Genomic DNA, 15,488 nt, shown 5'->3' on the forward strand with positions numbered 1-15,488 from the left:
TTTGGCTAGCCTGGTTGGTCGAAGTTGCCGTTTTTGACGTTGGTGATGAACGCTCGCCACTCGGCGTGAGTGAAGTTGAGTGTGGGGCCGTTGGGGTCCTTGCTGTCTCGTATGGCTTGGCCGCCGCTGGGTAGATTGGCGACCTCGACGCAGTTATCGGTGTTGGCTCCACTGAGAGTGCTCTTGTGCCAGGTGAGGTTCTGAGTGCTTTGGCCCACTGTGTTTCACCTATCCCGTGAGTTGCTCTACGAGCTTCGCTAGGTACCGAACCGACTCTTCTGGCGATAGAGCCAATGTCATCACATGATTGTAGATAAGGCCATATCGCTGGTAGTCCACCTGCTGTTCAAGCCAGAGATTTTCCGTCACGGTCACGGTGTAGATGAGGCTCGGGTCATTGGGGAAGTCCAGGATGACGAACGCCCCGTCCAGGGCGGGGTGAGCACCGGCGGAGTCGGGAACCACCTGGATGGTGATATTTGGCCTGGCGGCCATCGCGATGAGATGATTGATCTGCTCACGCATCACCTCCGCGCCACCGATAGACTTGCGCAGCGCGGCCTCGTCGATCAACGCCAGCAGGGTTGGCGGATTCTCATTGGTGAGGATCTCCTGGCGTGCGAGCCTTGCCTGCACGTGGCGTTCGATGAGGCTCTCGTCCAGAACCCGGCCAGCTCGCCACACCGCTTTCGCGTATGCCTCCGTCTGAAGTAATCCTGGAATGAGGACGACCTCCCAGGTGCGGATGACGCTGGCACCTGCCTCAAAGTCGGGCAGGCTGGTCCGGAAGACGTCCTGGTACTTCTCCCACCAGCCGCGCTGGCGTGACTCCCTGGCGAGGGTGATCATTGCCTCGCGCTGGTCTTCGTCGGTGACACCGTAGAAGTCGAGCATCAGGCGTATGTCATGGACGCTGGGAAGCTTCCACTCGTTGCGCTCCATCCTCGATATCTTCGACGGCTCCCACTCCAGCCTTCTGGCGGCCTCGGTCACCGAGAGGCCGGCTTCCTGGCGGAGTTGGCGGAATGCCTGAGAAAGCCTCCGTCGCTTGACCGTAGGGCTGTTCACCATACTGAGACCTCCTTTGGGAATTGTCTGGTATGACCCACGGTCAAAGTAGACAATTCACCGTACAATTACTTGTGCGTTGCGATTTATACTTTGCTCTGCCAGCATGCTAGTGGGCTTGAGGCGAGAAAGTGGGCGCATTGCGACAGTGGTAGGCGCTCGCCCTTGAGGGCCGGGTAAACGTGTCCGGATTAGTGGCATATTGGCGATTAGTGCATTTAATGCTACTTGCAGATCGGCAATTCAGACACGAGTTGCATTTCAGTTCTGAATCGACAGAAGGAATGCCTGCTCTGATCGATGTGGAATAAGAGGGATGGTGACGTTAGTGATCCTGGTCTACCTATCCGGCCCAAGCGGTTGCGATGGTCGCATCCTGTCTTGTCTTCACTGAACCGACGCCAATAGGCGAGGCCGCCACGGTGCAGCAACACCGTGACGGCCTCTTGAACCGGACGCTGGAGGTCCAATTCCGTGCTCGATTTTACAAGAGCGATCCGGGTCATCCGGATGCGCTTCAGTGGTGACCGGCCGCCTGCCCCGTTGGGGTGTCGGTGGTGTGGGCATTCGCCGTACGCGCACGATGACCGATGCCTGCCCCATCGGCAGGCGCACGCCTACGAGCGGCCGACGCCCGCGCAGTTCCGGGCGCGGCTGGCGGAGTGGTGGCGGCTGGGGTTCGCGGGGCGCCTGTCCGCCTCGGCGGAGGTACGCCCGCCGGGGGAGACGCGGTCGTTTTCCGGTCACGGACGTCACGCCCGGCCTGTGGAGCCGGTGGTCGCCGGGTCGCTCGCGTCGTACGGGCGAGGTCGACCACCGGACGATCTCACCTTGAGCGGGCGGAGGGCGTACCCGGGCATGCTGCGGCAAGGGAAGGCGGCGTGAGCGGGCGGCATCGGCGGGGAGGGCCCGTCGATCAGCGGGGCCCACGGCAGTGGGACCGCGAGCAGCGGGAGGTCGCGGCCCGGCTGGATCGGGCCGAGGCGGGCTGGCTGGTCATGTACGGGGTGGGCGGGCGCCGGTTCTACGCCATCGCCGCCGGGCAGGTTCCCGGGCCCCTGGTCGTCGAGGCGCGTACGGCCGAGGAGTTGTGCGCGCTGATGCGCGAGAGCGAGGTCACCGAACCGGCGACGGTGCCGTCACCCGAGCAGCCGCCCGGCGTGCATATGGTGCCGGAACCCCAACGACAGCCGGAACCCCAACGACAGCCAGAACCCCCAAGGCGGCCGGAATCTCACCGACAAACGGAATCCCACCGGCACTGGCAAGGAGATCCGATGATCGCAGGCACCCCCGACGGACTCCGGACCGTCTGCTGGGACATTCCCCGTGATCCGGCGACCGTCGGCGAGGCCCGCCGGATGACCCGCGACACCCTCACCGTCTGGGGCCTGCCGCCGGAGTTCGCCGACGACGCGGTGCTGGTGGTCGGCGAGTTGGTGGCGAACGCCACGCTGTACGGCGAGGAACCGATCCGGCTCTCGCTCTGGGGTATGCCCCAGGGAGTCTGTGTACGGGTCACCGATCACGGCTCCGAACGGCCCCGCAAGCTCAGCCTGGGCGAGGACGCCTCGCACGGCCGGGGGCTCGCGATCGTGGAGGCGCTGGCCGACCGGTGGGGTGTGGTTCCGGTGCCGGGCGGGGTCGGCAAGACGGTCTGGGCCGCCTGGGGGATCTCCCGCTCGGAGTCCGACGTGTCCCGCGCCGTCGACTGCGCGGAACTGGTTCCGTTCTCCGGAGTCCGTGAGGAGGCATCCATGGAAAAAGGGTCCCGTGCCCGAGAAGGAGCGTTCCTCCGGTCCTCCTCCGTCATCGAGGCGGCGTTCATGGCATCCGCCCGGTTCCGTGCAGGCGACCTGCTCGCCTGATGTCCGGTATGGACTGCGATCCCGCGGCCGGGAAACCGGGACCGTCAGGGCGGCCTTCCCGATGCTCAGAGCAGGTGAGGAAGGCCGCACGGGGCCGCATCAGCCGGCCGGTGATGCACCGGCTGCGGGATCACACCGGACGGTCAGCCTGTGACCAGCTTGCCGAGTTCGGGGAGTACCGCGTCGGTGACGGTGATCCTCTTCTCGATCAGCCCGTTGGCGTGGAAGAGGTCGGCGACGTGCTGCTGCTCGGCGACGAACTCCTCGCTGATCGGGTGCAGGCCCCACGGGCGGGTGCGCAGCGCGTGCTCCCAGGCGTCCAGGTCGCCACCGTCGTCCTTGGCGAACAGCTCCGCCGCCGCGCGGGGGTTCTGCCGGGTCCACTCGTCGGACTCCTGGAGCGCGGAGACGATCCTGGCCAGCTCCTCGGGCTGTTCGAGGGCGAAGTCGCGGCGGGTGAACCACAGGGAGCGGTGGCTGAACAGGCCGTCGGTGGCGACCAGTTCCCGGACGGACGCCCGCTGCTCGACCCCGGTGAGGTAGGGGTAGGAGCCCACCCACGCGTCGACCTCGCCGGACAGGAACAGCTCGGCGGCGTCGCCGTAGGCGTCGACCGGGACGATGTCGCTCCAGCCGAGGCCGACCCGCTCCAGGGCGAGCAGCAGCAGCGTGGTCTGCCAAGAGCCGTGCCCGAGGGCGATCCTCTTGCCCTTCAGGTCCGTCAGGCTCCGGATCGGCGAGTCGTCGAGGACGACCAGGCGGCCGTTCTCGATCCGGGGTTCGGAGATCGCGACGTAGACGACGTCGTGCCCCTTGGCCTGGGCGGTCACCGGGGGTGTGGCGCCGGTGCCGATGAAGTCGTAGCCGCCGTCGAACAGGTGGTCGCTGTGCACCGACGGCAGCGCCCGGGTGGGGTCGACCCGCTCACCGGTCGGCAGGGAGCGCAGGTTCACCCACTCCACGTCGGGAAGCCCCCGGTGGCGTAGCACCCAGAGCGAGTTGTTCTGGGGGAAATATCCGACTCGGGTGGTCATCAGGACCGTCCTTTCAGCAGGGGGAGCACGTGCGTGCCCACCCGATGGGCTTCTTCCAGGTGTGGGACTCCGGCGAGGATGAGGGCGTCCACGCCGAGCCCGATCAGTTCGTCGAGCCGTTCGGCGACCTGGTGGTAGTCGCCGACCAGGCCGAAGGCGGGGCCGTCGCGCAACTCGCCGAACCCGCCCCAGATGTTGGGCGAGACCTCCAGGTCGCGGAGGTCCCCGCCGGCCGAGGCGAGGAAGGACCGGCTGCGCCGCACACCGACCGAGTCGCCGGAACCGGTGTCGGAGCCGGAGCCGGACTCCCCGCCGGAGTCGCGGGGCACCCTGGCCGCCCAGCCCCGGCGGAGCTCGTCCCACGCCTCCTCCTCGGTCTCGCGGGCGAGCACGTCCACCCGGACCGCGAACTTCGGTGGGGTGTCGCTGTGCGCACGGACCAGGTCGAACTTCTCCGCCAGCGCGGGGTACGGCTCCAGCCAGGACAGGTAGTGGTCGGCGTGCCGCCCGGCGGCGGCGATCGCGGCGGGGGAGGAGCCGGAGAAGAAGATCTCCGGGAACGGCTGCCCGGCCAGTTCCTCGGGCAGGCTCGCGTTCTCCACCTGGTAGAAGCGGCCGTGGTGGGTGTGGGAGCCGTGCCACACGCCCTTGAGCACGTCGAGGAACTCCGAGGTGCGCGCGTAGCGGTCGTCGTGGTCGATCCGGTCGCCCCACCAGAGCTGCGCGGGTCCGCCGCCGCCGGAGATGACGTTGTAGACCACCCGCCCGCCGGTGGCCCGCTGCAGGGTGGCGGTCATCCGGGCCGCCTGGACCGGGTGCAGGAACCCCGGCTGGAAGGCGATCATGAACCGGTAGGAGCGGGTCTCCCGGGCCAGGGTGGCCGCCGCGGCCCACGGGTCGTCGGTGTGCGGGAAGGACGGCAGCAGCCCGCCGACGAAGCCGGAGTCCTCGGCCGCCCTGGCCACCTCGGCCATGTAGTCGGCATGGCTGTAGCCGTCGGGGGCGCCGTCCCTGACTCCCGGCGCGAGGGCACCCGGCAGGTCGGCGAAGCCGCCGCGGCTGCCGCCCCTGCGGCGCAGCGAGGGCTGGTCGCCCTCCATGTGGATGCGCCAGTAGATGTCAACCGACACGGGTGCTCTCCTTCAACAGCGGCAGCAGGTGCTCGCCCAGCCGGTAGGTCTCCTCGGGGCGCGGCCCGGCCTCAAGGAAGAACTCCGAGACGCCCCGGTCGGCGTACTCCCCGATCGCGGCGGCGACGGCGGGGTAGGAGCCGGTCAGCCCGGTGAAGCCGGTACGGCGGGCCGCGGCCAGCGCCTCGTCGTCGTCCTCGCGGGCCAGCACCGGCAGTCGCAGACCGTACGCCACGCCGGGCAGTCGCGCGGTCAGGGCCTCCAGGTCGTCCTGCGGTGAGAAGACGTGCACGTCGGCGTGGCGGGCGGAGAGCTCAAGCGCCTCCGGCGAGGTGCCGCCGAGGTAGACGGTCGGGAAGACCCGTCCGGAGAGCGGGGCCGCGAAGCCGCCCCCGGCCACCTGGTAGAAGCGGCCCCGGTACTCGAAGTCCCCCTGCCAGACGCCCTTGGCGACGGTGAGGAACTCCTCGGCCCGCGCGTACCGGTCGGCTCCGGTGCGGAAGTCCCCCTGGGCCCTGGCCACCGCCGGGTCGAGGTCCACCGCGAGCCGCCAGCCGAGCCGGTCGGCGGAGAAGCGTTGCAGCGAGGCCGAGAGCTTGGCCAGGTAGACCGGGGTGGCGATGCCCGGGTGGAACTCCGCGATCACCCGCAGGTGGCGTGAGTCGCGCAGCACCCCGGCGGCCAGCACCAGCGACTCCTGCCCCTCGGGATCGAAGGGCAGCAGCGCGCCGGACAGCCCCGCCAGCTCGGCGGCCCGGCCCGTCGGTCCCGCCGGATCCGAGCGGGCGGGCCGTACGTCGGTGACGAAGCCGGGCAGCACCGGCCGGGCGGTGCTCCGGGTGGGCAGCGTGACGTTGAACCTGGCCATCACGCCACCGCGCCGGGCGGAACGTCGCGCGTTCGCGTCACTGTGCTGAGTGGCACGCCGTGCGCCCATGGCACCGCGCCGAGTGGAACGCCGTGCGTCCGTGGCACCGTGCCCGGGGAAACGTCGTGTGCCCATGCCACTGTGCCGGGGCGCCGTGCTGTGTGGGAGCGTTCTCGCGGACTGGCCGGAATCGATGGGACAGCCATGTCAGATCTTTCCTAGAGGCTCGGCGGAGACGGGAAAAGGCAGCGCGGGAAGGGTGAACTCCTGCCCGGTCTCCTTCAGGAACTCGGGTGGCGGTGGGTAGCGCGGGGGAGTCGCGTCGGCGGGCAGCAGGCTGTGCCAGGGCTCCCGCGCGTCGAACTCGTCCCGGATCGCCGCCAGCGTCTCCGGTTGCTCGACCAGGGCGACCGCGCCGGCCGCCAGGTAGCGGGCGGCGGCCAGCAGTCCCTGGTGGGCGATGTTCGTGCCGGTCGACGCGGTGGCCGCCCAGGAGTGGAGCGGTACGCCGAGCGGCACCACGGGGGCGACCAGGCTGAGGTGCGGGGCCTGCCAGCCGACCTCGGAGGTGTCGCTGGACGGGCCGCCGAGGTCGGTCTCCGGCGGCGGGGTGAGCGGTGCGATCCCGGCCGCGAGCCCGATCCGCGGCCTGCCGATCGCGGCCTGGAGACGGAGGGCGAACTCGTGGTCTGAGTCGGTGAACCGGGCGGGACCCAGCTCGGACATGGTGTGATGCAGCAGCTCGGCCCCGGCCCGGTTGCCGAGCCCCTGCCGGATCGCGGTCACCAGGCGGTGCTCCAGCCGGGTCCGGCCGGCCGTGGCGGCCGCCCCGGCGCACTCGACGACCTTGTCGTACAGGGTCCTGGCGCGTTCGTGGGTCGCCTCGCGGACGTAGACCCAGACCGTCTGCACGTCGGGTGTCACGTTCGGGGCGCCGCCCCCGCTGAGGGTGTAGCTCACCCGGCCGGACGGCGAGACGTTCGCGGCGCGCAGGTGCTCGATCATGGTGGTCAGCAGCAGGGCGCCGTCCAGGCCGCTCCTGGTGCCCAGTGGGTCGGACCCGTGCCCGGCCGAGCCGAGGAAGGTGAAGGTCCCGGAGATCAGCGCGCTGGTGACGTCCCAACCGGTCGCCGTGACAGGGGCCGGATGCCAGTCCAGGAAGACGTCGAGCCCGTCGTAGGCGCCGTCGCGTACCGCGTACGCCTTGCCGACCAGTTGTTCCTCGCCGGTGGAGGCGAAGACCTTTACGGTCGCGCGGTCGCCGAGCGCGACGGCGGCGGCGATGGCCGCGCCCGCCGACGCCGCCGCCAGCGCGTTGTGCCCGCAGCCGTGCCCCGGACCGTACGCGGGGCCGTAGAGCGGGTCGCCCGCGTAGCCGATCGGGTCGTGGTACGGCACGCCCGCGTGCTGGGACAGGCCGGGCAGCGCGTCGTACTCCACGTTGAACCCGAGCACGGGACCGTGCCCGCCGTGGGTGGCGACGAAGGCCGCGGGGAATCCGGCGGTGCCCCACTCGATCGCGAAGCCGTACGAGCGGAGCAGGTCCGCGGTGGCCGATGCCGAGCGCCACTCGCGGAGCGACGGTTCGGCGTACGACCAGATGGTGTCCGACAGGCCGGTCAGCACGGGTGCGTTCACGTCGATCCAGTTCAGCGCGGTTTTCTCCGTGCTCACCGCGCCACTCCCACGTGTCCGGGTTCCCTGGCGGAGACCCCGAGGTCGGCGAGCAGGCGGCGACGGAGCGCCACGAAGTCGCCGTCCGCCCGGTCGCGGGGGCGGTCCAGTTCGACGGTCAGGTCGGTGACGAACGCGCCGTCGCGGAGCACGGCGATCCGGTCGGCGAGCAGGATGGCCTCCTCGACGTCGTGGGTGACCAGCACCACGGCGGGGCGGTGCCTGGCGCACAGTTCGGCGATCAGGTCCTGCATGTGCAGCCTGGTCAGCGCGTCGAGCGCGGCGAACGGCTCGTCGAGCAGCAGCAGCTCGGGCTCGCGGACCAGGGCGCGGGCCAGCGCGACCCGCTGCGCCTCGCCGCCGGACAGCGTCGCCGGCCAGGCGTCGGCGTGGCTGCTCAGGCCCACCTCGGCGAGTGCCGCCAGGCCCTTGGCGCGGGCGCCGCGGCCCTGCCCGAGGATCACGTTGGCCAGCGCGCGCTTGGAGGGGATCAGCCGAGGCTCCTGGAAGACGACGGTCCGCACCGGCGGGACCAGCACGGTCCCGCTCGTGGCGGCGTCCAGCCCGGCGAGGATCCGCAGCAGCGTCGTCTTGCCGGTGCCGCTGGCACCGAGCAGCGCGAGGAACTCACCGCGCCGTACCCGCAGGTCGATCCCGTCCAGTACGGCGCGGTCACCGAAGACCCTGCGCAGGTCCGTGGTCTGTACGGCCAGGCTCATCGGGCCGCCACCGCCTTCCGCCATGGCATGGTGAACCGCTCGGCCAGCCGGAGGATGACGTCGGCGGTCAGCCCGATCAGCGCGTAGAGGATGACGCAGAGGGCGAGGATGTCGGTGCGCAGGTAGTCGGTGGCCCTGGCCATCAGGTACCCCAGACCGGCGGTGACGTTGATCTCCTCGGCGGCGATCAGCGCGACCACGCTGAGCGTGGTCGACAGCCGCAGCCCGGCGAAGATCGAGGGCAGCGCGCCCGGCAGCACCACCTCCCTGGCGAGAGCGAGGCGGCCGAGCCCGAACGAGCGGGCGGCCTCCACCACCTTGCGGTCGACGTTGCGCACCCCGCTGGAGACGTTGATGTACATCGGGAAGGTGCAGGCCACGCTGATCAGCAGGATCTTGGAGGTCTCCTCGATCCCGAACCAGACCATGAACAGCGAGGTCAGCGCCAGGAACGGGATGGCACGCAGCGCCTGCATGGAGGAGTCGAGAAGCTCCTCGCCGAGCCTGCTCAGCCCGGACAGCACCCCGATGACCAGCCCGGCGGAGGCGCCGAGCAGCAGGCCGAGGCCGGCGCGGGTGAGCGAGACGCCCAGTGCCTCCTGCATCTGCCCGTCGGCCCACAGTTCGCCGAAGGTGCCGGCCACCTCCTGCGGACCGGCCAGCACGTCCGGGGTGATCACCCCTGACGCGGTTCCCGCGTACCAGAGCCCGACGAGCAGGACCGGGCCGAGGACGCGCAGGGTCAGGCTCGCCGCCGGATGGCGGCCGGTGTTCCTGGGCGGGTCCGGCGGGACGAGCCCCGCCGTTTCCTGTCCGGTCAGGACCGTCATGAGGCCGCGTCCGGCAGTGCGGTGACGTCGACGACGTACTGGGAGACGTCCAGCGGGGCGGTGAGGACCTTCTGGTCGAGGAAGAACGTGGCGACCTCCTGGTACTTGGCGATCTCGGTGGCGGTCACCGGCTGGGCGGGCTTGCCCTGCTTCTGGATCTGGACCACCAAGTCCTGCTGGGCGCCGGTCACGGCCTGCGGCCCGGCGGAGGTGAAGACGTTGAGGTAGGCCGCCGGGTCGGCGTTCTCCTTGGCGGTGCCCTCCTCGATGAACGCGTACAGCGCCTTCAGCACCTCGGGGTGCTTGTCGATCAGGGTGTTGGCGGCGACGTAGATGACGTAGTTGTCCGACTCGATCTCCGCCCCGCTGGCCAGGATGCGGGCGTCCAGGCTGGTCACGGCCGGGATGAGGAAGGTGGAGAAGGTCGACCAGGCGTCCACCTTGCCGGAGCCGAAGACCGGCGCCGTCTGCGGCGGGGCCAGGTAGACCCGCTTGACCTTCTCGACCGGCACGTTGAACGTCTGCAGTGCCTTGAGGAGCAGGTACTCGCTGGTGCCGCCGTGGCCGACCGCCACGGTGTGTCCGGCGAGGTCGGCCACGGACCTGATCGGGGAGTCCTTCTTGACCACGATCCCCTCGCCCGCGAGGTCCGGCGGGACGGTGGCGAAGATCTTGAAGCTGGGCTTGACGGCCAGCGCCGTGACGCCCGAGGTGATCGAGCCGACGGCGATGTCGAGCGACCCGGCGTTGATGGCCTGCGCCGCCGGAGCGAAGACGGAGAAGTCGCCGGCCCACTGGACCTTCGCGTTCACCTTGGCCAGGGCGGCGTCGAGGCTGCCGTCCTTCTTCGCCACCGCCAGGAAGCCGCTGTTGCCCGGATCGGAGATCCGCACCACCACCGGCTCGGTCTTGGCGTCCGGCGCGGCGGCGGCCGAGGTGTTCGCCGAGGGAGTGGTGCCGCACGCGACCAGCAGGGCGAGGGGGAGCGCGGCGGCCAGGGCGAGTCTACGCATGGGATTCTCCGTGGGATCGGGCATTGGCGAGCGGGGTGTGGTCGGCCCAGGTGGTGACGTCCACCGCCGACTCCAGGAAGCCGTGGCCGCGCAGGAACCGCTCCTGCTCGGCGAGCAACTCCAGGCGCTCCGCGGACAGGTCGAAGTGGAGGGAGGCGCCGGAGTGGTAGGCGCCGGCCACTCCCGCCGAGCCCGCGCCGGTCTCGGCGCCCAGGATCCTGGTGACGTCGGCCGGGTGGTCCGCGGCCCAGTCGGCCGCCCGCAGCAGCACCGCGAGGAACCGGGTGACCAGGTCGGGGCGCTCGTCGAGCAGCCGCTGGTGGACGGTGATGGGGCGCGGCGTCCCGTTGTTGATTCGCGCGCGCCGGTCGGGAACGGCGTCGAGGTCGACCGCCACCTCGGCGCTGTGGCGCAGGGCCGCCTCGACGGCGAGCGCGCCCTTGACGTAGACCGCGTCGACCTCGCCGCGGGCCAGGGCGGCCAGCTCGGCCTCCCACTGCCCGCCGCCCGGGGTGGCCTCGACGTCCACCGGGTCCGCGTCGCCCAGGTCGAGTCCGGCCAGGGAGAGTGCACCCCGGAAGCCCTGCAGCGCCATGGCCCGCCAGAAGTCGATGGCGAGGCGGTGCCGGGGGACGGCCAGACGTAGCCCCTTGAGCTGCTCCGGGCTCTGCAGACCACTGCCGCCGCGGACCAGGATGACCTGGCGCTCCTCGATCCAGGTCAGGCCGATGAGCCGGGTGGCCTCGCCGCGCGAGCGGGCCCAGAGCGCGGGGACGTTCCCGCCCTCGCGGAACAGGCCGGTCAGCTCGTGGGTGAAGTGGTGGTCGGCGGAGACGTCGGCCGTCGCGTCCTGCAGGGACCGGACGCCGATCCCGTCGGGTGCGAACTCCTCGGTGAGCCAGCCCTGGTCGGCGGCGACACCGGTCGCGGTGGGCACCGGACACCGGGTGAACCAGATCGTGTCTGGTGCGGCTGTGGTCATGCGGAAGAGTTTGCTAGTAAATTGGTAGGAAATGCAAAGTATGTCCCGCGATGCGGGATGCCTTTTCCCCTTCAACTGCTTCTACCTGCTCATATCCCTCCCTATCGGAGAGAAGGAGATTCCCGTATGGCGGCATCGAGTCGCGCGGACGGTGTCCAGTCGGTCCTGCGGGCGGTCGGGATACTCAACTGCTTCCGCGAGGGCGAGCCCGCGCTGACCGTCTCGGAGCTCGCCCGGCGGACGGGCCTGTCCACCTCCACCGCGCACCGGCTGGCTCGCAGCCTGCTCGACACCGGATTCCTGGAGCAGGACGTCGAGACCGCCTGCTACCGGTTGGGCCCTTCGATCACCGAACTGGGCCAGCTCTCCTTCCATCGGCGCGGCCTGCACAAGGTCGCCCCCGAGCTGGGGCAACTCGCCCGGGTCACCTCGGCCACCGTGGATCTGGCGGTCCGCAACGGCCCGCACGCGGTCATCCTGGTCGGAGGGTCCCTCAACCCCGATCGGGGAATCGGCCTGCACCGCCCGCTCCACTCGACGGCGCTCGGCAAGGTCCTGCTCGCCTGGGCGCCGCCGGGGAACGGCGACCTCGCCGCGCTCGGCCCGCTCCAGGCCCAGACCCAGCGGACGATCATCGATCATGCCGCCCTCCGTGCCGAGCTGGACCAGGTGCGCCAGAGCGGCCACGCGCTCAACGACGGAGAGTCCTCGGAGGGCGTCCGCACCGTCGCGGTCCCCGTGCTGGACCGCGCCGACCACGCCCGCTACGCCCTCGCGGTACGGGCCACGCCCCGGCTCATCGGTGACACGCGGATCCCCTGGTTCGTCAAGCAGGCCCGTGCCTGCGCCCGCGTCCTGGAGGTGCTCCTGCTGCCTCCCGCCGAACGCCGCTGGCACTCGTGATCCGGCGATGACGGCGTCCCCGGCTCCGACCGGCAGCACTGACGGCCGGTCATGAACCGGAGCCGACGATTATCACATCGGCCATTGATTCGCTGTTGGTCGGGAACGTATGTTCCTCTCAACATCCGAGTACGCCTCATGTTTTAGGGACTCTCCTATGCATGCACGCCTCAGGCGGACGATCACGGCGGCCTCCGCGCTGCTGATGGCCCTCGCGCTGACATCCCCCCTCGTACCGGCATCCGCATCCGTACCGACGTCCGCGGTCACCGCCGCGGCGGCCTACCCTCCCGACGACTACTGCCTCGGCGAGTGCGCGGACATCCTGCCCCCGGGCCAGAACGGCAACGCGACCCTGGCCGGGATCCTCGCCCACCAGTCACTGGGGACGAAGCCCAAGCACAGTGACGACCAGCTCGGCAAGTACGCCAACCTCCTCTCCGGCTACACCGGCCTGACCGACGACCAGATCGCCGGCTTCTTCAACGACGCCTCGTTCGGTGTCCCGGAGGGGCAGGTGGAGAGCACCATCAGCCCCCGCTCGGACGTGACGATCGTCCGGGACAAGGCGACCGGCACCCCGCACATCACCGGGACCACCCGCGAGGGCACGATGTTCGGCGCCGGGTACGCGGGCGCGCAGAACCGCCTCTGGGTGATGGACCTGATGCGGCACGTCGGCCGGGGCGAGCTGACCTCGTTCGCCGGGGGCGCGCCGGGCAACCGGGAGCTGGAGCAGAGCGCCTGGCGCAACGCCCCGTACACCGAGGCGGACCTGCAGGCGCAGATCACCAGGCTGAGGAACGCGAGCCCCCGGGGCGCGCAGCTCTACACCGACGTCGAGCACTACATAGCCGGCGTCAACGCCTACATCGACACCTGCATGGCGAACCGGGACTGCCCCGGTGAGTACGTGCTGACCGGGCACATGGACGCGATCACCAACGCGGGCGGTCCGGTGAAGTTCACCATGACCGACCTGGTGGCGATCTCCGGTGTCATCGGCGGCCTGTTCGGCGGTGGCGGCGGCGCGGAGATGCAGTCCGCACTGGTCCGGGTCGCGTCCCGCGCCAAGTACGGCACGGCGGTCGGCGACCAGGTCTGGGCGGCGTTCCGCGCGCAGAACGACCCGGAGACGACGCTCACCCTGCACAACGGCCAGAGCTTCCCGTCCGGGGCCGCGCCCGCCGGGGCCACCGGGGTCGTCCTCCCCGACCCGTCCACCGCACCGGTGAACATCGTCGAGAACAAGAAGGGCTCGGCCACCACCCCGGCCTCGGCCCTGACCGCCAAGGGCATGCTGGACGGGCTGCTCGTCGACAACTCCCAGCCCGGCATGTCCAACGCCGTGGTGGTCTCGGCGGCCAAGTCGAAGACCGGGCACCCGGTCGCGGTGTTCGGCCCGCAGACCGGCTACTTCGCCCCCCAGCTGCTGATGCTCCAGGAGCTCTCCGGACCCGGCATCCGGGCGCGCGGCGCGGCCTTCGCCGGTCTCAACCTGTACGTGCTGCTCGGCCGGGGCACCGACTACGCCTGGAGCGCGACCTCCAGCGGCCAGGACATCACCGACACCTACGCCCTACAGCTCTGCGAGCCCGGCGGCGGCGCGGCCACCGTCGCGTCGAACCACTACCTCTACCGGGGCGTCTGCACCGCGATGGAGACGCTGCGCAAGACCAACTCCTGGAAGCCCACGGTCGCCGACTCCACCCCCGCCGGCTCGTACGACCTGGTGATACAGCGCACCAAGTACGGGCTGGTGAGCTGGCGCGGCACGGTCGGCGGGCAGCCCACCGCCTTCACCGCGCTGCGGTCGACGTACCACCACGAGGTCGACTCGGCGATCGGCTTCCAGATGTTCAACGACCCGGCCACCATGGGCGACGCGACGGCCTTCAAGAACTCGGCCGCCACCATCGGCTTCGCGTTCAACTGGTTCTACGTCAACTCCACCGACTCGGCGTACTTCATGTCGGGCAACACCCCGGTCAGGTCCTCGGTCTCCGACCCGAACCTGCCGATGGTCGCCGACGCGGCCCACGAGTGGGCGGGCTACGACCCGGCGACCAACACCGCGACCTACACCGCCGCCGCCACCCACCCGCAGGCGGTCAACCAGGACTACTTCGTCAGCTGGAACAACAAGCAGGCCAAGGACTACGGCGCCGCGGACGGCAACTTCAGCTTCGGGCCGGTGCACCGGGCCGACCTGCTGGACGCCCCGGTCAAGGCGGCCCTGGCCGGAGGCGGCAAGCTCGACCGGGCCGGCACCGCGAAGATCATGGCCGAGGCCGGCGTGACCGACCTGCGGGGCAGGAAGGTACTGCCCGACCTGCTCCGGGTGATCAACAGCGCCGCCGTCACCGACCCGGCCCTCGCCTCGGCGGTCACCAAGCTCTCCGCCTGGAGCACCTCGGGCTCCAAGCGGCTGGAGACCTCGCAGGGCAGCAAGGCGTACGCCCATGCCGACGCGATCCGCGCGTTCGACGCGTGGTGGCCCAAGCTGGTCCGTGCGCAGTTCAAGCCGGGGCTGGGAGACGGTCTGTACCAGTCGCTGGTCGACACCCTGCAGATCAACGAGTCTCCCTCGGGTCTCCAGCAGGGCGACAGGTCCAGCCTGCCCACCTCCGCGAACGGGGCGCAGACGCACAAGGGCTCGGCCTTCCAGTACGGCTGGTGGGGCTATGTGAGCAAGGACGTCAGGAACGTGCTCGGTGACCAGGTCTCCGGCCCGCTGCCCGCCAAGTACTGCGGCGACGGCACGGTGGCGGGCTGCCGCACCGTCCTGCTGAACAGCCTGTCGGAGGCGCTCGCCGAGCCCGCGGCGACGACCTACCCGGGAGACGACGTGTGCGCGGCGGGCAACCAGTGGTGCGCCGACGCCGTCGAGCAGTCGCCGCTCGGCGGGATCACGCACTCGCTGATCTCCTGGCAGAACCGGCCGACCTACCAGCAGGTGTTGTCCTTCCCGGCCCGCAGGGGCGACGCGATCACCAACCTGGCGGAGGGGCGGACGGCCAGGTCGTCGAGCAACCAGTCCTCCTCCTACCCGGCGAGCAGGGGCGTTGACGGCAACCCGACGACCCGCTGGTCGAGCTCGTCCAGCGACAACCAGTACCTCCAGGTCGACCTCGGTTCCGCCACGACCGTGGGCAGGGTCATCCTGCGCTGGGAGGCGGCCTACGGGGCCGCGTACTCGATCCAGACCTCGACCGACGGCTCCACCTGGGCCACCGTCTACTCCACCACCACCGGAAACGGCGGTGTGGACAACGTGACGTTCACCCCGACCACCGCCCGCCACGTCCGCATGCAGGGCGTCACGCGCGGGACGACGTACGGCTACTCCCTCTACGAGCTGGAGGTCTACCCCCGATAGGCACGCCCGGAGGATCCGGC

13 protein-coding genes are annotated in these 15,488 nt (G+C 70.3%); 3 read left to right on the forward strand and 10 right to left on the reverse strand.

What is annotated here, in order from left to right; genetic code table 11:
* Positions 1 to 5 precede the first annotated feature (5 nt).
* Both ACFQVD_RS38750 and ACFQVD_RS38755 read right to left on the reverse strand, forming a co-directional pair.
* Positions 6 to 218, reverse strand: a complete 213-nt coding sequence (locus ACFQVD_RS38750; RefSeq protein WP_343977374.1) for a DUF397 domain-containing protein — start codon at positions 216 to 218, stop codon at positions 6 to 8.
* A gap of 10 nt (positions 219 to 228) precedes the next feature.
* Positions 229 to 1,071: a helix-turn-helix domain-containing protein gene (locus tag ACFQVD_RS38755; RefSeq protein ID WP_343977371.1), complete on the reverse strand. Its 843-nt coding sequence runs from the start codon at positions 1,069 to 1,071 to the stop codon at positions 229 to 231.
* 878 nt (positions 1,072 to 1,949) lie between these two features.
* Here ACFQVD_RS38755 and ACFQVD_RS38760 point away from each other — a divergent pair.
* Positions 1,950 to 2,936 (forward strand): ATP-binding protein, encoded by a 987-nt coding sequence (locus ACFQVD_RS38760; RefSeq protein ID WP_343977368.1) that lies wholly within the window; start codon positions 1,950 to 1,952, stop codon positions 2,934 to 2,936.
* Between the two features lie 143 nt (positions 2,937 to 3,079).
* On the opposite strand, the gene ACFQVD_RS38765 is transcribed toward ACFQVD_RS38760, so the two are convergent.
* From ACFQVD_RS38765 to ACFQVD_RS38800, 8 genes are all read right to left on the reverse strand, one after another.
* Positions 3,080 to 3,970: an ABC transporter substrate-binding protein gene (locus ACFQVD_RS38765; RefSeq protein WP_343977365.1), complete on the reverse strand. Its 891-nt coding sequence runs from the start codon at positions 3,968 to 3,970 to the stop codon at positions 3,080 to 3,082.
* Positions 3,970 to 5,100: an LLM class flavin-dependent oxidoreductase gene (locus tag ACFQVD_RS38770; protein ID WP_343977362.1), complete on the reverse strand. Its 1,131-nt coding sequence runs from the start codon at positions 5,098 to 5,100 to the stop codon at positions 3,970 to 3,972. Before ACFQVD_RS38770 ends, ACFQVD_RS38765 begins: the two co-directional genes overlap by 1 nt.
* Entirely contained in the window at positions 5,090 to 5,968 is an 879-nt protein-coding gene (locus ACFQVD_RS38775; RefSeq protein ID WP_343977359.1) for an LLM class flavin-dependent oxidoreductase, read from the reverse strand. The genes ACFQVD_RS38770 and ACFQVD_RS38775 overlap by 11 nt, the downstream gene beginning before the upstream one ends.
* Before the next feature lie 207 nt (positions 5,969 to 6,175).
* On the reverse strand, positions 6,176 to 7,642 hold the full coding sequence (locus ACFQVD_RS38780; RefSeq protein WP_343977356.1) for a hypothetical protein: 1,467 nt from the start codon (positions 7,640 to 7,642) through the stop codon (positions 6,176 to 6,178).
* On the reverse strand, positions 7,639 to 8,361 hold the full coding sequence (locus tag ACFQVD_RS38785; RefSeq protein WP_343977354.1) for an ABC transporter ATP-binding protein: 723 nt from the start codon (positions 8,359 to 8,361) through the stop codon (positions 7,639 to 7,641). Before ACFQVD_RS38785 ends, ACFQVD_RS38780 begins: the two co-directional genes overlap by 4 nt.
* The gene (locus ACFQVD_RS38790) at positions 8,358 to 9,191 is read right to left on the reverse strand and encodes an ABC transporter permease (RefSeq protein ID WP_343977351.1); all 834 of its coding nucleotides are present in this window, start codon (positions 9,189 to 9,191) and stop codon (positions 8,358 to 8,360) included. Before ACFQVD_RS38790 ends, ACFQVD_RS38785 begins: the two co-directional genes overlap by 4 nt.
* Positions 9,188 to 10,204 (reverse strand): ABC transporter substrate-binding protein, encoded by a 1,017-nt coding sequence (locus ACFQVD_RS38795; RefSeq protein WP_343977348.1) that lies wholly within the window; start codon positions 10,202 to 10,204, stop codon positions 9,188 to 9,190. Before ACFQVD_RS38795 ends, ACFQVD_RS38790 begins: the two co-directional genes overlap by 4 nt.
* Entirely contained in the window at positions 10,197 to 11,186 is a 990-nt protein-coding gene (locus ACFQVD_RS38800; RefSeq protein WP_343977345.1) for an ABC transporter substrate-binding protein, read from the reverse strand. The genes ACFQVD_RS38795 and ACFQVD_RS38800 overlap by 8 nt, the downstream gene beginning before the upstream one ends.
* Before the next feature lie 126 nt (positions 11,187 to 11,312).
* Between ACFQVD_RS38800 and ACFQVD_RS38805 the strand changes: the two genes are divergently transcribed.
* Together ACFQVD_RS38805 and ACFQVD_RS38810 are read left to right on the forward strand one after the other, a co-directional pair.
* The gene (locus tag ACFQVD_RS38805; RefSeq protein ID WP_343977343.1) at positions 11,313 to 12,089 is read left to right on the forward strand and encodes an IclR family transcriptional regulator; all 777 of its coding nucleotides are present in this window, start codon (positions 11,313 to 11,315) and stop codon (positions 12,087 to 12,089) included.
* 157 nt (positions 12,090 to 12,246) lie between these two features.
* Positions 12,247 to 15,468: a penicillin acylase family protein gene (locus tag ACFQVD_RS38810; protein ID WP_343977340.1), complete on the forward strand. Its 3,222-nt coding sequence runs from the start codon at positions 12,247 to 12,249 to the stop codon at positions 15,466 to 15,468.
* The last annotated feature ends 20 nt before the right edge of the window (positions 15,469 to 15,488 follow it).

Source organism: Streptosporangium amethystogenes subsp. fukuiense, assembly GCF_042665875.1.
GTDB lineage: Bacteria > Actinomycetota > Actinomycetes > Streptosporangiales > Streptosporangiaceae > Streptosporangium > Streptosporangium fukuiense.